The sequence below is a fragment of the Paenibacillus filicis genome (genome assembly GCF_038070315.1).
GTDB classification, from domain to species: domain Bacteria; phylum Bacillota; class Bacilli; order Paenibacillales; family NBRC-103111; genus Paenibacillus_G; species Paenibacillus_G filicis.
Genome location: NZ_JBBPCC010000016.1, coordinates 104,653 through 123,382 on the forward strand (window position 1 = coordinate 104,653; position 18,730 = coordinate 123,382).

An 18,730-nucleotide genomic window follows, 5' to 3' on the forward strand; every position below is an offset into this window, starting at 1 on the left:
GCTCAACACAGGCTACAACATGATTGAGCTTGGATACGATAGTACCAAGGGCAATAGCAATTATCTGACTGTAGACAAAATGACCGGGCTTTAGACGGTACTGCCGATTCGGCTGGACTGCTGAGGAGAACCGGGACACCAGGGAGAGAAGCATATGAGCCAAATGAAGCTCAAGCTGTGGGACGAACGGGCAGACCAGGCGCAGGAAGCGCTGGATACACTATTCTGGAATGATGAGATCGGGATGTATAATATCGAGACTCCATGTCCGAATGGGGAGTGCAATACGATCTTTCATTACTGGTGGATGGCGCATGCCGTGGATGTGCTCGTCGACGGCTTGCTGCGAACAGGAGACAGCCGCTATGCAGAACGGCTAGCTTCGTTGCATCAAGGACTGCTGAAGCGTAATGGCGGCGTGTGGCCCAATGAATTGTACGATGATATGGAATGGATGGCCTTGGCCTGGTTCCGCGCTTATCAGGCTACGGGCCAGGAGGCTTACAAAGAAACCGTGCATATCCTCTGGAAGGATATTTTGACCGGCTGGAACGGACATATGGATGGTGGTATCGCCTGGCAGAAGACACAATTGGATTACAAGAATACACCTGCCAATGCACCAGCCGCGATTCTCGCGGCACGTCTGCATCAGGCGTTCGGCGATGCCGAAGCGCTGGTCTGGGCCAAGCGAATCTACACGTGGCTGCAAGATCATCTGGTGGACCCGGAGACCGGCTTCGTGTGGGACGGCATGAACCGGGCGGGAGACGGCGTCATCGACAAGGACTGGAAGTTCACCTATAACCAAGGGATATACATCGGCGCAGCCGTGGAGCTGTACCGGATAACCGGCGCACCCGGTTATCTGGACGATGCCCGCCGCACCTTCCGGGCGGCAGTGGCAGAGCTGGCCGATGCCGGGCACGGCGGCTTGCCGGATGAAGGCGGCGGGGATGCGGGGCTGTTCAAGGGCATCCTAGTCCGCTACTCGGCTGAGCTGTGCAAGGCCGATCCTGGGTTTGGCGCCGCTGAGGATTTCCTGCGTACCAATGGCGACCTGCTCTGGGCACGCGGGAAATCCAGCGGAGCGGCGCTGTTCGGCACGGATTGGAACCTTACCGCCGGTGGAGTTATCCAATTAAGCTCCCAGCTCAGCGGAATCAAGCTGCTGGAGATGCTGGCCGAGCTGGAGACAGAGGTGTAGTAGCGAATGTCAGACTCTATACAGACTGTGGGTGCAAGTAGCTGGAAGGAACGGGCCGAGTGGTACCAGCAGCGTCTGCTTCATAACTATTACAATGCAGAGACCGGCATTATGAATCAGTGGTATCCCGCGGGAAGCAATCAAGCGGAGGATAACTTCTACTACTGGTGGCAGGCTCATGTGATCGATGTGCTCGTAGACGGGCTGGAGCGAACGGGCAGCCCAATCTATGCGGATCGGATTCGTGAGCTGAGCCGGAGCCTTCGTATATATAACGGAGGCACCTTCTTGCATAACTACTACGACGATATGGAATGGACGGCTCTTGCCCTGCTTCGCGCTTACGAGGAGACAGGCGAAGAGGAGTATAAGCTTGCGGTGCTAGCGTTGTGGGAGGACATCAAGACCGCGTGGAATGATCATGTTGGCGGGGGGATGGCCTGGAAGAAGGATCAGACTAACTATAAAAATACGCCGGCCAATGCCCCGGCAGCCATCCTAGCCGCCCGACTGTACGGGTTGCTTCAGGATGAGGAGTATCTGAACTGGGCCGAGCGCATCTATGCATGGAACAAAACTCATCTGGTAGACCCGGATACCGGCTTTGTCTGGGACGGAATCAACCGGATGGGTGATGGTAAAATCGATTACGACTGGGCATTCACCTATTGCCAAGGGGTGTTCCTGGGCGCTGGACTTGAACTCTATCTTAAGACGGGTAACCGTCAATATGCGGCGGATGCTCTCCGTACTACGAAAGCCTGCATCGAACGGCTCTGCGATCCCGCTACACGGATGCTTCCGGATGAAGGCATTGACGATACGGGCTTGTTCAAGGGAATTCTGATCCGTTATTGGGTGCAGCTGTACCGTCAATTCCCCGAGCAGGAGCAGGTGCGCGAGGTCATTCTCAGAAATGCTGAACGGCTGTGGGAGTCGGGCCTGAACCAAGAACTAGGCTTATGCGGTCCGTCATGGGGGGAAGCACCGGAACTTCCGGTTCAGTTGAGCGTTCAGCTCAGCGGATTGATGCTATTGGAAGCAGCAGCGGCAGTGAAAGCACAGGATTTCATGTAACGGTACAATGCCATTCCCACCCGTTCAATGAAGTATGATAGACCGCGAGGTGTCCCATAGGCCAATCATGGCAGTGGGGCGCCTTTTTGCGTTGTGGCACTGGACATCGTATTCAGCATTTTGAACCTGTTTTCTCTGGGTATAGGAATTCGTGGGGGCTAGTACACAAGCGCCTTAAAGCAAGATTGCTAAATGAACGGGCAGGTTAACGCCGTGCTGGTGTAGAAGATAGTACATAGAAATAACCTGTCTAGGGAGTGAGCAATTTGTTTCCTGAATCGGAATATTATGATGAGCAGTTTAAGGGAATCAGTTTTTCCAAAGAGTCTTTGGATTCGGTCAAATTCTACGATTGTACCTTTACGAATTGCGATTTCAGTGAAACGTTATTTACGGATTGCAAATTCTCAGGCTGCCAATTTACAGATTGTAATTTGAATTTAATCAAGGTCTTGGATTGCCACTTCTCTCAACTCAGTTTTCAAGCATGTAAAGTAACCGGAGTGAATTGGACGGAGGCCATCTGGCCTAAACTCAGCATGCCGGGTACGTTCACGTTTGAGGAATGTGCATTGAACCATTCTACCTTCATAGGGCTTGGACTGCAGCAGTGTGTCTTCCGGTCATGCCTGGCCAAAGACGTGGATTTCAGGGAAGCTGACCTGACAAAGGCCGATCTAAGCTCGACAGACTTCAGCGAGAGTGTATTCGGAGACACTAATTTGACTAACGCGGATTTCTCACATGCCACCAACTACCAGATTGATCCGGGCAGCAATCGGATTACGAAAGCCATCTTTATGCTGCCTGAGGCGGTATCCTTGCTTTACTGTATGGATATCCAATTAAAAGAAGAGTAAAGCTAAAAGCGAAAAGAATCGTATCCTAAGCAGGGGCCGGCTTCTTGTGGCACAGGCATTCTGATAGCGGGAAGGTGCGACCGCATGAACAAAACGGATCGTCTGTTAGCCATCGTGCTTGAACTGCAGCGCAGCAAAGTATTACGAGCAGAGGATTTAGCGGCTACATTTGAAACAAGCGTAAGAACCATTTACAGAGATATGCAGGCTTTGAGTGAAGCAGGTGTATCCGTGATAGGATCACCTGGGCAGGGATATTCCTTAATGGACGGGTATTTCCTTCCTCCAGTCAGCTTCACGGCGGAAGAAGCCGTGACGTTACTCATCGGGGCAGATTTTATCGAGCGGTGGTTTGATGCCCACTATGGCAGCAAGTCCCGAACTTCCAAGAGGAAGATCGAAGCCATCCTGCCCGAAGCGACCCACAGTGAGGCAGCCAGGATTCGCAAGAGTTTTCGTCTGCTGGCAACTGCCGCAGATACAGCTCGCATACAAGAGAAGACCTATATCGAGACGATTCGCCGAGCGATATTGGAGGAAAGGAAGATAAGCTTCCATTATTCCAAAAAAATTGCTGATGCCGATGGGAACCGTCAAAGTGTTCGTACGGCTGCTCCGTATGGGCTGGTGCTTCTTCACGGGTCATGGGTTCTCATCGCATGGTGTGAGCTGCGTCAAGACATTCGTCATTTCCGGTTGTCCCGGATGACGGAGCTTATGGGCCTGGAAGCTAGTTTTAAGCTGCCGGTGGATTTTGACTTGGATGCATACAGTCCTCCGGATAACCGCAATGTTCGTGTACGCATCCTAGTTCAGGCGGGTATTGCCGATAGGGTAGAGGAATCCAGCAGCTTTTATTTAGAAAGTAGGGAGGAGCATACAGAAGGGGTGCTGATGACCTATCGCGTCCGACAACCTGAGGAGTTGCTGCACGTGATGCTCGGCTGGGGAAGCGGAGTAGTTGTGCTGGAGCCGGAATCCTTCAGCCATAGGGTTAGAAACGAACTGAAAAAAGCGTTTGAACGCTACTGACATCATGCTGTCAGTAGCGTTTTTGTATACTTGGACTAACGAATGAATGAAGGAGTGGAAGGAAGATGATTACAACAACGGAAGTATTGCAACGATTCGAGGAGACGGTGTCCGTGTATATTCATGAATTGGGCTCGTTCAGTCTGGATCAGCTGCAGCATAAGCCAAGCCATGACGAATGGTCAATCGGACAGATGGTTCAACATCTCATTAACTCAGCGCTATATATGCAGCTTCGTCATGTGGATCAATGTCTGTTGCCGAGCCAAGATCTCCAGGTAACTTTAGCGCAAAAAAACGAGGATGGCATAGCTATATTTGCTCAGGGCAGTTTCCCGCCCATTCGTGTTCATGTTCCGCCTTCTCCGCAATATACGCCGGACCAGCCGGAAAGTAAGGAGCAGCTGATTCAAGGATTACACACCGTTGTCCAGAGAATGAAGGAGGTTGAACCTGCTCTTCACAAGGCGTCCAACCGACATACAATTCCCCATCCGCGGTTCGGCGGACTGTGTGCGGAGGAATGGTTTCGGCTTGTTGAGATGCACTACCGCCATCATCTATTGCAGCTTGACCGCTTAAAACAAAGCGTGTATGGAAAAGGGGAAGGGAGATGAGTGATGAAGCTAAATGATATAAGCCAACAAAGCCGTTTCTGGATTGGTGTCGTGTCCGCATCTCATGTGAAACGTGGAGAGTTGGGGGGATTTGCCCAACTCTGTCACGGCAAGTCAGCATCTTTACGCAAGATGCGGGCGGGCGATTGGCTGATTTACTATTCCCCGCGTATGGACATGACGAAAGGGGAACCAATCCAAGCATTCACTGCTATCGGGGAAGTGGCTGATGATCAAGTCTATGCCTATCAGATGTCCCCGTCGTTTGTGCCATTCCGTAGAAATATAAGCTATATGTCTTGCCGCCAAGTAAAGATTAGAGATGTATTGGAGCAGCTTACCTTCACACGCATGAACCGCAATTGGGGGTACTCCTTCCGCTATGGACATTTTGAGATTAACCGGGATGACTTTATGACGATTGCCAGTGCAATGCTAGGCAATGAGCAGTTGGATTGAATTTTATACGAAAAGCGGCCCCATCCCCTATCCTTCAAACCTGGATAAAAGGGATGGGGCCGCTTATTTAGCCCTATTTCCGGTGCATCTTGAACAGCAGGAACAGCTCGTTGAAGTGAGACAGCATCCTGGGACCAAGATTTTCATACACTTCGAGCCTGGAGGCCAGCTCCGGGCTTGGATAGAAGCGTTCGTCGCCTGCAAGCTCCTTGGGCAGCAGCTTCAGCGCCTCGGCGTTCGGCGTGGAGTAGCCGACATATTCCGTATTCTTGGCGTTGACCTCCGGGTCCAGTATGAAATTCATGAACTTGTAGGCACCCTCGATATTGGTCGCTGTTTTGGGAATGACCATATTATCGAACCACAGATTGGTCCCTTCCTGGGGTACCACATATTCCAGCTTATCGTTCTCGCTGATAATCTTGGAGGCGTCGCCGGACCAGACCACACCGACGGCGGCTTCTTCACCGGCCAGCAGCATCTTGATCTCATCCCCGACGATCGCTTTCACGTTCGGCGTGAGCTGATTCAGCTTGCGCAGCGCCTCCTGCAGATGCTCTTCATCGGTATCATTCAGCGAGTAGCCCAGCGTATTCAAACTCATGCCGATGACCTCGCGAGCCCCGTCTACGAGCAGAATCTGGTTGCGCAGGCTCTCATCCCATAAATCCGCCCATCCGTGAATCTCCCGGCCGCCGAGCATCTCCCGGTTGTAGAGAATCCCGACCGTCCCCCAGAAATACGGGATCGAGTATTGGTTGCCGCGGTCAAAGGGAAGATTCATGAACCGCTTGTCCACGTACTTCAGATTCGGAATTTTGGAGGCATCGATCGGCAGCAGCAGACCTTCCTGCTTCATCTTGCTGATCGCATATTCCGAAGGAATGCTGATGTCGTAGGAAGTCCCGCCTTGGGCGATCTTCGTCATCATCGCTTCATTGGAGTCGAAGGTCTGGTAGATGACCTTAATTCCCGTCTCCTGCTCAAAGCGCGCAATCAGCTCGGGGTCGATATAATCCCCCCAGTTGTAGATGGTCAGCGTATCATTTCCCCGGTAGCCCTCCGATGTATTGAGCCAGTAGGTCATATACAGCAGCGCGGCGGTTAACAAGATGACGACAGCCGTCATGCGGACGAGCTGCTTCATGGTCCCACCTCCGCCTGTGCAGGCTTGTTGTTCGTTCTGCGGTTAAGGAAATAGTACCCGACGACGAGCAGCGCTGTGAATAGGAACAGCAGGGTGGATAGCGCATTGAGGGACAGCGATACGCCGTGTCGTGCCCTCGAGTAAATCTCGACCGACAGGGTGGAGAAGCCATTGCCCGTGACAAAGAAGCTCACTGCAAAATCATCGAGCGAATACGTTAGCGCCATGAAAAATCCGGCGAAAATGCCAGGCTTGATGAACGGCAAGGTCACCTTCGTCAGTACCTCCCAGCGGCTTGCGCCCAGATCGCGGGCCGCATCGATCAACGTCGGACTCATTTCCTCTAGCTTGGGCAACACCATCAGTACGACGATCGGCACGCTGAAGGCAATGTGCGAGATCAGGACAGAGCTGAATCCCAGCTTCAAGCCGATCATCGTGAACAAGATCAGGAAGGACGCCCCGATAATAACGTCCGGGCTGACGATCAGCACATTGTTCAGTGACAACAGCGTATGCTTGGACCGCAGCCGTCTGACCTGCCGGATGGCCAATGCGCCGACCACACCCAGGATGGTGGAAATCAGCGAGGACAATAGGGCAATCACCAGCGTATTCAGTACAATAATAAGCAATCGGGTGTCCGAGAACACCTCGCCGTACCATTTCCATGTGAAGCTCTCGAATTCCCTCATCGAGCCGCCGCTGTTGAAGGAATAGAACATTAGATAGAAGATCGGCGCGTATAGAATGACAAACACAGCCGCCAGATAAAGGTTAGACCACTTGATGCCCCGTCTCATTTTGTCCCCCTTGCCTTGCTCTTGCCGGTCAAGAGCATCATCAGCGCCATCACCAGCACTAGGAATACCGCAATGGTCGCGCCCATGCCCCAGTCCTGGGTGACGAGGAAGTGCTGCTCGATGGCCGTCCCGAGGGTAATGACCCTATTGCCAGCGATCAGACGCGTAATCATAAACAGCGAGAGCGCCGGGATGAACACGGCCTGGCAGCCTGCCTTCACACCGCTTAGCGTAAGCGGGAAGATGACACGGCGGAAGGTTGTCCACGCGGGTGCGCCCAAATCACGGGCGGCATAAATCAGCGAGGGCGGCAGCTCCTCCAGCGCATTGAAGATCGGCAGCACCATGAACGGAATAAAGATGTACGCGGATACGAAGATAAAGCTGAAATCCGTAAATAAGATCTGCTGCACCCCGATGCCGAGCAGCTCCAGCAGTCCGTTGGCGAGGCCGTAGGTACCGAACAAGCCAATAAAGGCGTAAGCCTTAAGCAGCAGGTTGATCCAGCTTGGCAAAATAATCAGCAGCAGCCAAAGCTGCTTATGCTTCGTCTTGGTAATCAGATACGCCGTCGGGTAGGCAATCAGCAGCGACCAGAATGTAACCAGAAACGCGTACCAGAACGAATTGAAGGTCATTTTTAAATAAACCGGCGTAAAAAATTTCTCGTAGTTGGACAGCGTAAACTGCCCTTCCACGTCAAATAACGAATAGTAGACGATCAGCGCAATGGGCGCAATGACGAACAGGGCGATCCAAAGCAGATAAGGGGCCAGATACCAATTACGCGCTCTGCTGGTCATGCCCTGTCCGCTCCTGCATCACTATAGCCCTCCAGCCGTCTGTCGAACTCTTCCTCGGATTCACCAAACCTCATGACATGAATAGCCTCAGGGTCAAAGTCGAGACCGGTTCTGGAGCCGACCGTGGCCTTCTTCGTAGAATGAACCAGCCACCGGTTGCCGGCATCGTCATGGCCTGTAATCTCATAGTGAACGCCGCGGAACAGCTGGGAATCGACCGTCATCTGCAGCTTGCCCTGATCAGGTGCGACCATCTCCAGATCCTCGGGACGGATCACAATCTCGATCGCCTCGTCGGGACGCAGTCCCTTGTCCACACATTCGAAGGGACGGCCCGCGAACTCGACCAGATAGTCGCGCAGCATCCGTCCGGGGACAATATTCGATTCTCCGATGAAGTCAGCGACAAATCGGTTGATCGGCTCGTCATAGATGTCAGTCGGCGACCCGCTCTGCTGGATAATTCCCTGGTCCAGCACGAAAATCTCATCCGACATCGCCAGCGCTTCCTCTTGATCATGCGTGACGAAGATGAAGGTAATGCCAAGACGGCGCTGCAGCTCACGCAGCTCATGCTGCATCTCCGTACGCAGCTTCAGATCGAGTGCGGACAATGGCTCGTCCAGCAATATAATTTCCGGCTCATTGACGATGGCGCGCGCAATCGCTACCCGCTGCCGCTGACCCCCGGACATCTCGGTAATTTCCCGCCTCTCGTAGCCGGCCAGATTGACGAAGCGCAGCGCTTCCGTGACCTTCTCGACAATTCGTTCCTTGCTCAGCTTCTTAATCCGCAGCCCGAACGCCACATTCTCAAACACATTCAGATGGGGAAACAGCGCGTAGTCCTGGAAGACGGTGTTCACCTGCCGCTTCTCAGCGGGTACCCGGTTAATCACCTTCCCGTTAAAGTAAATATTCCCTTCCGACGGCTCCATAAAACCTGCGATCAATCGCAGAATCGTCGTCTTGCCGCAGCCTGACGGCCCAAGCAGCGTATAGAAGCGGCCTCTCTTGATTTCAAAGCTGACCGCCTTGAGTACCGGAGGATCATGATCGTACCTCTTCGTCACCTGTTCGAAACGAATGATGGTCTCATCCGACATCCGCACTCTCCTCCTTTCAACAGGGCAAAATGGTCCCCAAACTGCAATTCCACAACCGATTATACATGAAAGGTACCTTGGAAATGTTAAATCTATGATAAACTTCGTCAGGCGTCAGGCATATTGCCGCTCCCGCTGCTCCTCTGTCTTGAGCATGCTCTTCAGATCATGCCCTGTCGGATTCTGGAAGACCCGAAGGTCAAACTCCGGCGCCACCGCCAAGATATGATCGAAAATATCCGACTGTACACCCTCATAGACTGCCCAGTTCACATCATTGGTAAATGCGTAGACCTCGACCGGCAGTCCTGTCTCCACAGGCTGCATTTGTCTGACCATACAAATCATGTCCTTATGGATTTTGGGATGATGCTCCAGATAGAGCTGGATATACGCTCTGAATACCCCAATATTCGTAAGCGCCCTCCCGTTCACCTTGCTGGACCGGTCTATGTCATGGTCTCGATTATACAATTCGATCTCCAGCTCTTTCTGAATGATATAGTCCCTGAGGTAATGGATGTTTTTGAATCTTTCTACCATGTCAGGAGTACACATGGCGATGCTGCTCATATCCACATAGACGGAACGTTTGATACGCCGTCCTCCGGCATGCTGCATGCCTCTCCAGTTTTTAAAGGAATCCGAGACTAGCGCATAGGTCGGAATCGTCGTGATCGTTTTATCCCAGTTCTGAACCTTGACCGTATTCAGTGAAATATCAATAATATTGCCATCCGCTCCGTACTTCGGCATGTCGATCCAGTCCCCGACGCGCACCATATCATTGGAGGTCAGTTGAATACCGGCGACCAGTCCCAGGATCGAATCCTTGAATACCAGCATAATAACCGCCGATAACGCGCCAAAGCCGCTGAGCAGAATAAGAGGGCTTTGTCCCATCAGATTGGAGATCAGTAAGATTCCGCCGATGAGATATATAAATATTTTAATGACTTGGATATATCCCCGTATCGGTCTTACCTTCGAGATCTCATAGGTCAAGTAAATGTCGTTGATCGTATCCAGTAAAGCGTTCAAAACCTGTAAAGCTACAACGATGATATAGAGAACGATACCCTTCATGATCCAAGACTGATAGGTCGGGAACAGAAAAGAGGTGTAATAAATAAGGATGGCCGGCATCACATGAGCAAGCTTATGTATAACCTTGCGCTCCAAGATATAGGTGTCCCACTTGAATCGCTTCTTGTGAATGTAATGGGTGATGATTCTTAATACGACCTTCTTGGTTATAAAGTTGGCTGCTATACTCAGCAAGACAATGGTAATAACCATGATCGTATTCGTCAGATAAAAAGCAATGTCCGCTTGAACACCGAGGGTGACAAGCCAATGTTGAATAAACTCCATATTCGCCTCCTATGCGAATGAAAGATAGGTTGGGGTGCGCATTCGCCTTCATTATAGCACACCACCTGCTATCCTTGATGCTCCGGAGAGTTGAAGCGGGATGTGAACCCATGTGAACCAAGAGGCATTTCTGTTCAAGGAAACTCCATCCTGGAGAATTTGGGGGGAATCACCTTGGGAGCCGGCCGCAGTCCGGCAAATTTCGTTGGCCGTTTAGCCGGCTCGAAGGTGTTGGCTTGTCAATTAGACAAGCTAGGAAGCCATTGCTCTAAGGTCAACTTTAGCCCTTCGGAAATCGGGCTCATGGGCGAACGAAGGGTGTCAGTGGCTATAAGGCCTTGCCGGGCTAGCAGCCATTTCAGAGGTGCAGGGTTAGATTCCTGAAAGAGACTTTGAATGCATGGCACTAAGAGATCGAAGGCTTGTTTGGCTGCCGTTACGCTGCCTGTGTTGAAAAGTTGATAAACGTTGATCAAGGAACGGGTATGCACATTGGCAGAAGCGAGCATTCCCCCGCTGGCCCCTTGGCTTAGCATCGCATGAAAGTAAAGATCCTCTCCGCATAAAATAGGCTTAGCGCTTAAGCGTGTCAGCTCGGAGGAGAACCCGATCTGCCCGGAGCTGTCCTTGAGACCAATGACCCCATCCAGATCCAAGATTCTCCGGGTTGTCTCTATGGTTAGCCGAACTCCGGTACGGGCAGGGATCTCGTAAGCGATAACGGGCACGCCGACCTGCGAGACCCTTCGGAAATGCTCAAGGATGCCCTCCTGTGACGGGCGGCTATAATAAGGAACGACGACAAGTACGGCATCGGCTCCCAAGTGCCCCGCCAGCTCGGTTCGTTGAACCGTAGAGGCGGTACTATTCGTGCCTGTGCCAACCACGATCGGTAATCGCCGCCCCTTCTCCGCCATCAAGTCTTTCGTTACAGAGACGAGCTCCGCCACCTCTTCCCAAGTTACCGTGGGCGACTCTCCGGTGGTGCCGTTAACGACTAGCCCTTGAATATCGTGGACGAAGAGTGAGCTTACATAGTTTCTATACGAGTTGATATCCAACTGCTCATTGGCTAGGAAAGGGGTGACCACCGGCACGAAGATTCCCTTCAGGTTCTGTTCGTTTAGCATCCCAATCAGCTCCCATTCGTTGTAGTAAGGTTAATGTAGCATAGAAGTTATCATCACAGTTATCTATAATAAATGATAAGCATTATCGAAAATGTTGATGAGGAGAGCGCTATGGACCTGACCTATCTGCAAACATTCCGGGAGGTGGCTCTGCGGCAAAGCTTCACGCGAGCAGCCGAGGAGCTGGGCTACGCACAGTCTAGTGTGACCACACAGATTCAGAAGGTGGAGAAGGAATACGGCGTGCAGCTATTCGAGCGTCACGGCCGAGGGCTTCGGCTTACCTCGGCTGGGGAGGAGCTGTTCAAGATCGCCGGTCAAATCCTTGACCTGTATCAAGAGTCCAAGGAAAAACTGAATCGTCAGGGAGGGGGAACCCTGCTGATCGGCACGATCGATTCTATCGCTGCCTATTACCTGCCGCCTCTGATCCAACAGCATCGCCGGAGCTATGCCGACCTCAGCATCCGGCTGTATACGGACCGCGAAGACCAGATTCTCACTAAGCTCAAGGAGGGCATGGTGGATATTGGATTGATCCTCGAAGGAACTCCTACCGATCCAACGCTCGAGTGGCTTACGATCCGGGAGGAGCCCCTGGTTCTCATCACCCATCCAGGCCATCCGTTGACAGCGTTCGAACAGGTAGGACTGGATCAGCTGCAAGAGATGGAATGGATTATGCCGGAAGAGAGCTGCAACTACCGTATGATGCTGGAAAAGGTGCTCCGCACCAATGGTGTGATGTATCGCATAGGCTTGGAACTAGGGAACCCGGAGGCGATCAAGAGATGTGTGATGGCTGGCTCGGGGATCTCCCTGCTGCCCCAAATCGTCGTGGAGGAGGAGGTTCGTAGAGGGGAATTGATCGTTCTCCCGTTTACCCATCCGGATATTCGGCTAGATTTACAGATGGTGATTCACCCCAAGAAATGGCTCTCTCATTCCTTGAAGGAATGGATCGATAGGTTAAAATCCAACTAAATGACTAGAAGGTATCTGTTGGTACAGAAGCTTTAATAGGGGCCCATGATGCGCTTATACCTTTTAATTAACGGATTTGTTACAATGATTACGGTATACAAGAAGTCTGTAACGACTTGCCCGTTAGCAGGCAAGGAAAAAGGGATCAGAAGTGGGGAACTACGATGTTGAATGCAATGATGAAGCAAATGGGCCGCTGGTCACGCGCGTGGCTGGCCGCGACGATGGTTATCCTGATCGTGCTGCTCGCCGGCTGCGGGTATGGAGGAAATTCAGGCGCCAAGCCGCCGGGTTCTTCGGCATCCGGTCCCAGCCAGACCGAGCAGAAGCAGCAGCCCTCCAAGGCGAAGGAGATTTCTCAAGCGCCGCTTACCGGCTTCAAGGAGGTCTCGGATTATATTCGGAAGAATCGCAAGCTTCCGGATAACTTTGTGACGAAAAAAGAAGCCGAGCAGCTCGGCTGGGTACCCTCCAAAGGAAATCTCAATAAGGTAGCGCCTGGGAAGAGCATCGGCGGGGACCGCTTCGGGAACCGGGAGAAGCAGCTGCCGGATGCCAAAAACCGGATCTGGTATGAGGCGGATATCAATTACAAGGAAGGGCCGCGAAACGCGGACCGGATTCTCTATTCGAGCGATGGGCTCATTTATATGACGAACGATCATTATAAGACATTTACGGACATTACGAAGGAAGGCAGTGTTCCCAAATGAGTAAAGTGGTGGAGCTGATCCAATCGCATGGGGATCGGTATGAGGATCCCCATGTATGGCTGAAGCAGGAGCTGGGCCTGCCTGAATGGTACGGTCACAACCTGGACGCTCTATGGGATAGTATCACCGGACATCTGCCGAGGCCGCTCGAGATCAGATGGATCGCAGACTCCGAGCAAGATCAGCGCTATGCCGCGATCGTGGAGGTTTTCCGGGATGCTGCCGATCAATATGAGGACATCGGCTTCGAGTACATGTCTAGTCCGCAAGAAAGCTGAGAGGCTCGCAGGTCGTACAACCAGCATAGTGAGCATGGAGGGTCACAGACTCGCATGCTCTTTTTTTCATGCTTACCGTCCAAGCTATGAGCTTCGCCATACTTCCGCCATGGTCTGGAACGTTCTTCTCCGGCATCATAAGAGTAACCGGAACAGAGGGAGCTTTCGTCATTACCTATGAAGGAGGAAATGGTATGTTAAAAAAATCGGTGACACTGCAGCCTTTTGCCGATATTGCAGAGCATATGGAGGGCTTTGAGCTGGTCTCAGCCCAATTCGGCGCGGACGGCTGTGTATATGTCTTGCTGATTAACCGTATCCCGGCACGGATACGAGGCATGTTTGTCCCATCGGCTCTACAGAATACGTACACCTACAAGGTACTCATCGTAGAAGAAAATAACATCCGGGAAGTGGTGATTGGGGGCCAGCGCTTCAATTATCATTACGTCCAACCCCTGCAGGGACTTCTGCTGCTGGTGGGGGCACGCTGTACTTATTATGGCGTAGACCAATATGATCTGAATGCCAAAGTATGTGATTATCAAGGACATACCGTCCGAGAGTTCCTGCTAGGAGACGGGATTCAGAGTGTCCAGGTAACGGAGAGGGGGACTATCTGGACCAGTTATTTCGATGAAGGCGTCTTCGGAAATAACGGTTGGAATCAACCGATCGGTGCACAGGGCCTTCTGGCCTGGGATGAGCATGGCAGCAACCTATACGCAGATCAAGTGTCGGAAATCGCCGATTGTTACGCGTTGAATGCCGTTCATGAAGAGAAGATCTGGTTTTATTATTATACGGACTTCTTGCTGGGTTGCATCTCAGATGGGCCAAGGCAGCCCAAAGTTACCTTTATGAATCCTGAGATCTCCGGTTCCTCCGGATTTTGTACGGATGGTTATCACTTTCTGTTCGACGGCGGTTACGGAAAGAGCGGAACCTATATCCTTAAGAAATATGGAAAGCCTGGAAGTTTGACCAAAGGGAAAGCGATACATTTTCTGAATGAAAGAGCTGAGCCCCTTAAATCTCGGGCCCAAGATTTCCGAGGGAATCGCGTGCTTTTCAGTGAAGGCCATTTGTTGTATCAGGTATGTGTTGAAGAGTTAGTGTACATGTCGCGGTAGTGGAAACATGGCCTATGTAGGAGGAATGTGATGTGGATAATCATGCGTGAACACAAACAGACGACAAGGTGTAACCGGTACGGCTAAATTAGCCCAGATTGAATTTGCTTTTTATTTGAATCAACTTTATTATGGATGCTTAAGGTCTATCATGGAGGTGTCTCATGAAGTTTTCACAGGCGACCGACTATGCGCTCCATGCGATGCTTTTCTTGGTGGCGGAGGCCCCGGATAAACCGGTCAGTGTCCAGTTTTTAGCGGAGAAGCTTGGAGTTTCTCAGACTTATCTATCCAAAATGCTGACCAAACTGGTCAAGGCGGGGCTCATTCATTCCGTCTCAGGGGCTAATGGCGGATACCGGCTCAAACGCAATCAAGAGGATATTTCCTTCCTGGATATTATTCATGCGATCGAAGGCACAGCGTCTTTGTTTGAATGCAGCTTTAATCACGGACAGGAATGCCTGATCCAGCAGGTGGTAATGGATGCGGAACGGCAGATGGAGCAGTTTTTGGAGGGCAAAAAAATCTCTGAGCTGGCCAAACACATGAAGCATTAATGGTAAGGATGAATATGACTGAGTTGGGGTTATCCCCTAGCTTGACGAAATCTAACGTAACCTGTATGATCAACTTAATCTATCGTGTAAGGGGAAATTTTGATGTCGGTGAATGTTCTTAACTCGTAATTAGATATTCAGTCATGATGAATGGATTCGTGTTGCTTGCTGAATGGTTATTTCGGCAGGTTTATTTCGGGGCGTTTGTCAGGCTGGAGTCTTGAGTTAAGAACATGACAATTTCCGCCTGCGAACGGCAAAATTGCGTGCTCTTGGAGCACGCTTTTTTATTTGCGATCCACGGTGTATGTCGGGGCTCTTTCCCGCCACACACACGGTCGTATTTGCCGTACGATGAAGACAGGGATGGAAGGCGCATGCGCTTTTCGTCCCTGTCTTTTTTTATTTCTCAAATATAGGGAGGATATGACCCATGAATGAAATGAATCTAAAAAGACTGGAATACGACAAAATCCGAGAGCAGCTGCTAGCCTGCACGGTCTCATCCGGCGGAAGAAGGCTAGCGGAGCGCCATCGGCCTAGCTCCCTGGAGACGGAAGTTCGCACCTGGCTGAGCGAAACGGACGAGGCGGCTAGGCTGCTGGCAGCAGGGGCGAGTATTCCCTTATCGGCCATGGAAGGGATTGAGCCGTTTCTGGGTCAGCTGGGCCAGGGAAAAATCTATAATGAGCAGGAGCTTGGCTTTCTCAACAGCTGGCTCACGGCTGTCGCACAGATGAAGCGCTACATGGAGAGTAAGCGCCCGCTCGCTCCTCAGATCAGCAGCTATGCCGATGCGATGGACGAATGCCTGGACCTGTGTGAGCAGCTCGACCGCTGCATCCGTCATGGGGCTCTGACCGATCAGGCGAGCAGCGCGCTGGCTGATATTCGACGGCATAAGGCGGCAGCGGAGCTTAAGGTTGAGCGCAAGCTCAGTCAGACGCTCGGCAGGTACAAGCATGCGCTGCAGGAGCTCTTGATCAGCAAGCGCAACGGGCATTATGTCATCCCGGTCAGACGTGATTCCCGCAAGCAGGTGCCGGGTACGATATGGGACGAATCGGCAAGCGGCCAAACCTTATTTATCGAGCCGGTCGATGTGGCGGAGCTGCATGCAGAGTGGCAGTCGTGGAAATCCGAGGAGGAACGGGAGCGGATGATCGTGCTAGCCGAGCTATCGGAGCTGGCCGAAGGCCGGGCTGCCAAGCTGAGGTGGAACCTGGAGACGATGGCGGTCTTTGATTTTATATTCGCCCGGGCCAAGCTGTCCCGAACCTGGGACGGGATCGCTGCTCGGCTATCTTCGAGGTCTATCGTCAAGCTCGTCAACGCGAGACATCCGCTGCTGGGGCCGTCGTGTCAGCCGCTCAACCTATCGATAGGCCAGCATTGGCGCCAATTGATTATTACGGGGCCCAATACAGGTGGCAAAACCATTGCGCTCAAAACGATAGGCTTGCTGGCTCTGATGGTGCAGTCCGGTCTGCTTATTCCGGCTGGGGAAGGAACTGTGTTCGGACTGTTCGAGCATGTGCTGGCCGATGTGGGCGATGGACAGAGCATCGAGAAGTCGCTCAGCACCTTCTCGGCGCATATGGCTAACTTGAAGGAAATGATGGATGCGGCGGGCAGCCGCTCTCTGCTGCTGCTCGACGAGCTGGCAGCAGGGACGGACCCTGGTGAAGGGATCGCCTTATCTATTGCCGTACTGGAAGAGCTGCTGCAGCGGGGCTCCATGGTTGCAGCGACGACGCACTTCAATGAGATTAAGCGCTACGCAGCGGATACGCCGGGGTGCACGAATGCCCGTATGGCCTTTGACCCGGAGACGCTGCGCCCGTTGTACCGTCTGGAGATCGGAGAAGCCGGCGATAGCTATGCCTTTGCGATAGCCCGGCGTTTCGGGTTGCCTGAGCAGGTGGTGGAAAGGGCGGAGGAGCGTGCGGCTGCTGGCCGCGCGGGCCGTCAGGGAGCCGGGTCGGACATGGATGCGTAAGCGGCAAAGAAAAGTAGCATAGGCTGTGACAACTGCGGTCTGGCAGGCTGTTGCAGCCTGCCTGCCAGATTGCCCGCCTATACAGAAAATGTACCAACCACGACAAGGTATTTAAGGTAAAATTGTATAGACCATAAACGCAAGTAAAATCTATCTTATTCGGACTGACCAAGGATGAATTTGTTGAATTGAATGGGGCGAAATGAATGCAAGGTTATAATGTCATCATGGTGTACAACAACACTCTGGATCGATTATTGATGTGCAAGCGGATCAAAGATCCGTATAAAGGGTTAAGCAACTTAGTGGGCGGTAAGATCGAAGCGGGCGAAGCAGGCCTAGATAGCGCTTATAGAGAGTTATTCGAAGAAACGAGTATTTCTAGAGAGGATATCACGCTGCATCACTTGATGGATTTTACTTATTATTATCAGCATTGTTATGTTGAAGTGTACGTTGGCAAATTAAGACGCGATGTCGAGATTTCCGGAGATGAAAATCCCTTATACTGGTCCGAATTAACGCCGGATTTCTTCGATATGTCGCTATACGCGGGTGAAGGCAATATAGGACATATGGTAGCGCAGGTGAATATGTATAAGGATGCAGTTCTGCGCGATTAAGGGCAAGCAGGCATCACGACCAGTTCCGGAGGGGAAAATGATCAGAGCATTGGCTTCGATGTGTTTAGGTTGGATATTTTACCGGTCGCCTTCCGTTCCATGGTCGGCTCAAGAAATCCAAGAATATGAGGAGCTCTACTCGGCTGCGGTCTCCGGTCATTCGGACATCCTCTACACCAGTAAGTATCCCAAGTACCGGTTTATTCAATATATCGCGGGGTCCAAGCCGGTAAGATTGCATGGTTCCAACAGAAAGGACATTACGGAATTTCAACCCCGACTGCAGACGCTATTTAACGGTCAATATGTCGAGGCTGTCTTTGCAACCAGAGACAGTGTGTGGGCGTTATTCTATGCGGTATTTGACCGGGCGAAGCTGGAGGGGAATTTTCGAAATGCCTGCTTGACCGTCAAAGGGGATACCAGCCGTTACTATTTCTTCTCCCTGACCCGGGCAACGGCGGACCGGAACCCCTGGACGGAGGGTATGGTGTATATCCTGCCCGATGCATCCTTTACTCACACAAGCGATGGCATCGTTTCCTTTGATGAATGGACAAGTTCAGAACCTGTCACTCCTCTCACCCGCCTGTCTGTAAAGCCGCAGGATTTTTACTGGATGGATAAGGTTTCTTGCCATAAGCCCAGGGAGTTGGTCTTGATATCGTGGCTGCTCTACAAGTCTAGAGTTAGATGGGGGAGGAATGAGTAGTATATCGGTTCCGGCTGGAAGCGCCAGGAAATTTGAGAAAACGACACCTTTGTTCAGTTTGACTTCCTCAGTAACCTTGCCAAAACTGCGTTTTTAATTACACAGGGCAGATT

At 51.8% G+C, this 18,730-nt stretch carries 20 protein-coding genes and 1 pseudogene; 15 read left to right on the forward strand and 6 right to left on the reverse strand.

Annotated elements, in window-relative coordinates:
* Positions 1-154 precede the first annotated feature (154 nt).
* The 7 genes and pseudogenes from WMW72_RS22675 (at position 155) to WMW72_RS22700 (ending at position 5,252) form a co-directional block, all read left to right on the forward strand.
* Positions 155-1,207: a glycoside hydrolase family 76 protein gene (locus WMW72_RS22675; RefSeq protein WP_341417850.1), complete on the forward strand. Its 1,053-nt coding sequence runs from the start codon at positions 155-157 to the stop codon at positions 1,205-1,207.
* A 6-nt stretch (positions 1,208-1,213) separates the two neighbouring features.
* Complete coding sequence (locus WMW72_RS22680; RefSeq protein ID WP_341417851.1) at positions 1,214-2,284, forward strand: glycoside hydrolase family 76 protein; 1,071 nt, start codon at positions 1,214-1,216, stop codon at positions 2,282-2,284.
* A 257-nt stretch (positions 2,285-2,541) separates the two neighbouring features.
* A pseudogene (locus WMW72_RS35650) lies at positions 2,542-2,712 on the forward strand (pentapeptide repeat-containing protein); the annotation flags it as partial.
* A 111-nt stretch (positions 2,713-2,823) separates the two neighbouring features.
* Positions 2,824-3,144, forward strand: coding sequence for a pentapeptide repeat-containing protein (locus WMW72_RS22685; RefSeq protein ID WP_341417852.1), 321 nt, complete (start codon positions 2,824-2,826; stop codon positions 3,142-3,144).
* A gap of 84 nt (positions 3,145-3,228) precedes the next feature.
* On the forward strand, positions 3,229-4,176 hold the full coding sequence (locus tag WMW72_RS22690) for a helix-turn-helix transcriptional regulator (RefSeq protein ID WP_341417853.1): 948 nt from the start codon (positions 3,229-3,231) through the stop codon (positions 4,174-4,176).
* A gap of 68 nt (positions 4,177-4,244) precedes the next feature.
* Positions 4,245-4,793: a DinB family protein gene (locus WMW72_RS22695; protein ID WP_341417955.1), complete on the forward strand. Its 549-nt coding sequence runs from the start codon at positions 4,245-4,247 to the stop codon at positions 4,791-4,793.
* A gap of 3 nt (positions 4,794-4,796) precedes the next feature.
* Positions 4,797-5,252 (forward strand): EVE domain-containing protein, encoded by a 456-nt coding sequence (locus tag WMW72_RS22700; RefSeq protein ID WP_341417854.1) that lies wholly within the window; start codon positions 4,797-4,799, stop codon positions 5,250-5,252.
* Between the two features lie 73 nt (positions 5,253-5,325).
* On the opposite strand, the gene WMW72_RS22705 is transcribed toward WMW72_RS22700, so the two are convergent.
* The 6 genes from WMW72_RS22705 to dapA form a co-directional block, all read right to left on the reverse strand.
* A complete protein-coding gene (locus WMW72_RS22705) occupies positions 5,326-6,399 on the reverse strand; it encodes an ABC transporter substrate-binding protein (protein WP_341417855.1) in 1,074 nt (357 codons plus the stop codon).
* Complete coding sequence (locus tag WMW72_RS22710) at positions 6,396-7,202, reverse strand: ABC transporter permease (RefSeq protein WP_341417856.1); 807 nt, start codon at positions 7,200-7,202, stop codon at positions 6,396-6,398. The genes WMW72_RS22705 and WMW72_RS22710 overlap by 4 nt, the downstream gene beginning before the upstream one ends.
* Positions 7,199-8,005, reverse strand: coding sequence for an ABC transporter permease (locus WMW72_RS22715; RefSeq protein ID WP_341417857.1), 807 nt, complete (start codon positions 8,003-8,005; stop codon positions 7,199-7,201). The genes WMW72_RS22710 and WMW72_RS22715 overlap by 4 nt, the downstream gene beginning before the upstream one ends.
* Positions 8,002-9,111: an ABC transporter ATP-binding protein gene (locus tag WMW72_RS22720; protein ID WP_341417858.1), complete on the reverse strand. Its 1,110-nt coding sequence runs from the start codon at positions 9,109-9,111 to the stop codon at positions 8,002-8,004. The genes WMW72_RS22715 and WMW72_RS22720 overlap by 4 nt, the downstream gene beginning before the upstream one ends.
* A gap of 114 nt (positions 9,112-9,225) precedes the next feature.
* Complete coding sequence (locus WMW72_RS22725) at positions 9,226-10,485, reverse strand: mechanosensitive ion channel family protein (RefSeq protein WP_341417859.1); 1,260 nt, start codon at positions 10,483-10,485, stop codon at positions 9,226-9,228.
* Positions 10,486-10,724: 239 nt separating this feature from the next.
* Entirely contained in the window at positions 10,725-11,615 is an 891-nt protein-coding gene (gene dapA, locus WMW72_RS22730; protein ID WP_341417860.1) for a 4-hydroxy-tetrahydrodipicolinate synthase, read from the reverse strand.
* 111 nt (positions 11,616-11,726) lie between these two features.
* Between dapA and WMW72_RS22735 the strand changes: the two genes are divergently transcribed.
* The 8 genes from WMW72_RS22735 to WMW72_RS22770 all read left to right on the forward strand — a co-directional run bounded on the left by WMW72_RS22735 (position 11,727) and on the right by WMW72_RS22770 (position 18,617).
* Positions 11,727-12,599: a LysR family transcriptional regulator gene (locus WMW72_RS22735; RefSeq protein ID WP_341417861.1), complete on the forward strand. Its 873-nt coding sequence runs from the start codon at positions 11,727-11,729 to the stop codon at positions 12,597-12,599.
* A gap of 176 nt (positions 12,600-12,775) precedes the next feature.
* Positions 12,776-13,312, forward strand: coding sequence for a ribonuclease domain-containing protein (locus WMW72_RS22740; RefSeq protein WP_341417862.1), 537 nt, complete (start codon positions 12,776-12,778; stop codon positions 13,310-13,312).
* Positions 13,309-13,590, forward strand: a complete 282-nt coding sequence (locus tag WMW72_RS22745; protein ID WP_341417863.1) for a barstar family protein — start codon at positions 13,309-13,311, stop codon at positions 13,588-13,590. The genes WMW72_RS22740 and WMW72_RS22745 overlap by 4 nt, the downstream gene beginning before the upstream one ends.
* Positions 13,591-13,784: 194 nt before the next feature.
* Positions 13,785-14,723 (forward strand): hypothetical protein, encoded by a 939-nt coding sequence (locus WMW72_RS22750; RefSeq protein ID WP_341417864.1) that lies wholly within the window; start codon positions 13,785-13,787, stop codon positions 14,721-14,723.
* Positions 14,724-14,887: 164 nt separating this feature from the next.
* Positions 14,888-15,283 (forward strand): RrF2 family transcriptional regulator, encoded by a 396-nt coding sequence (locus tag WMW72_RS22755; protein ID WP_341417865.1) that lies wholly within the window; start codon positions 14,888-14,890, stop codon positions 15,281-15,283.
* A gap of 433 nt (positions 15,284-15,716) precedes the next feature.
* Complete coding sequence (locus tag WMW72_RS22760) at positions 15,717-17,282, forward strand: endonuclease MutS2 (protein WP_341417866.1); 1,566 nt, start codon at positions 15,717-15,719, stop codon at positions 17,280-17,282.
* A 206-nt stretch (positions 17,283-17,488) separates the two neighbouring features.
* Positions 17,489-17,905 (forward strand): NUDIX hydrolase, encoded by a 417-nt coding sequence (locus tag WMW72_RS22765; protein WP_341417867.1) that lies wholly within the window; start codon positions 17,489-17,491, stop codon positions 17,903-17,905.
* A 58-nt stretch (positions 17,906-17,963) separates the two neighbouring features.
* Positions 17,964-18,617 carry a hypothetical protein gene (locus tag WMW72_RS22770; RefSeq protein ID WP_341417868.1) on the forward strand — a complete coding sequence of 218 codons (654 nt, stop codon included), beginning with the start codon at positions 17,964-17,966 and terminating at the stop codon, positions 18,615-18,617.
* Positions 18,618-18,730 lie beyond the last annotated feature (113 nt).

Excerpts from the sequence above, each read along its gene's own strand:
- WMW72_RS22675 (WP_341417850.1), top strand. The coding sequence starts at position 155 with ATGAGCCAAATGAAGCTCAAGCTGTGGGACGAACGGGCAGACCAGGCG.
- WMW72_RS22680 (WP_341417851.1), top strand. The coding sequence starts at position 1,214 with ATGTCAGACTCTATACAGACTGTGGGTGCAAGTAGCTGGAAGGAACGG.
- WMW72_RS22685 (WP_341417852.1), top strand. The coding sequence starts at position 2,824 with ATGCCGGGTACGTTCACGTTTGAGGAATGTGCATTGAACCATTCTACC.
- WMW72_RS22690 (WP_341417853.1), top strand. The coding sequence starts at position 3,229 with ATGAACAAAACGGATCGTCTGTTAGCCATCGTGCTTGAACTGCAGCGC.
- WMW72_RS22700 (WP_341417854.1), top strand. The coding sequence starts at position 4,797 with ATGAAGCTAAATGATATAAGCCAACAAAGCCGTTTCTGGATTGGTGTC.
- WMW72_RS22705 (WP_341417855.1), bottom strand. The coding sequence starts at position 6,399 with ATGAAGCAGCTCGTCCGCATGACGGCTGTCGTCATCTTGTTAACCGCC.
- WMW72_RS22710 (WP_341417856.1), bottom strand. The coding sequence starts at position 7,202 with ATGAGACGGGGCATCAAGTGGTCTAACCTTTATCTGGCGGCTGTGTTT.
- WMW72_RS22715 (WP_341417857.1), bottom strand. The coding sequence starts at position 8,005 with ATGACCAGCAGAGCGCGTAATTGGTATCTGGCCCCTTATCTGCTTTGG.
- WMW72_RS22720 (WP_341417858.1), bottom strand. The coding sequence starts at position 9,111 with ATGTCGGATGAGACCATCATTCGTTTCGAACAGGTGACGAAGAGGTAC.
- WMW72_RS22725 (WP_341417859.1), bottom strand. The coding sequence starts at position 10,485 with ATGGAGTTTATTCAACATTGGCTTGTCACCCTCGGTGTTCAAGCGGAC.
- dapA (WP_341417860.1), bottom strand. The coding sequence starts at position 11,615 with ATGCTAAACGAACAGAACCTGAAGGGAATCTTCGTGCCGGTGGTCACC.
- WMW72_RS22735 (WP_341417861.1), top strand. The coding sequence starts at position 11,727 with ATGGACCTGACCTATCTGCAAACATTCCGGGAGGTGGCTCTGCGGCAA.
- WMW72_RS22740 (WP_341417862.1), top strand. The coding sequence starts at position 12,776 with ATGATGAAGCAAATGGGCCGCTGGTCACGCGCGTGGCTGGCCGCGACG.
- WMW72_RS22745 (WP_341417863.1), top strand. The coding sequence starts at position 13,309 with ATGAGTAAAGTGGTGGAGCTGATCCAATCGCATGGGGATCGGTATGAG.
- WMW72_RS22750 (WP_341417864.1), top strand. The coding sequence starts at position 13,785 with ATGTTAAAAAAATCGGTGACACTGCAGCCTTTTGCCGATATTGCAGAG.
- WMW72_RS22755 (WP_341417865.1), top strand. The coding sequence starts at position 14,888 with ATGAAGTTTTCACAGGCGACCGACTATGCGCTCCATGCGATGCTTTTC.
- WMW72_RS22760 (WP_341417866.1), top strand. The coding sequence starts at position 15,717 with ATGAATGAAATGAATCTAAAAAGACTGGAATACGACAAAATCCGAGAG.
- WMW72_RS22765 (WP_341417867.1), top strand. The coding sequence starts at position 17,489 with ATGCAAGGTTATAATGTCATCATGGTGTACAACAACACTCTGGATCGA.
- WMW72_RS22770 (WP_341417868.1), top strand. The coding sequence starts at position 17,964 with ATGTGTTTAGGTTGGATATTTTACCGGTCGCCTTCCGTTCCATGGTCG.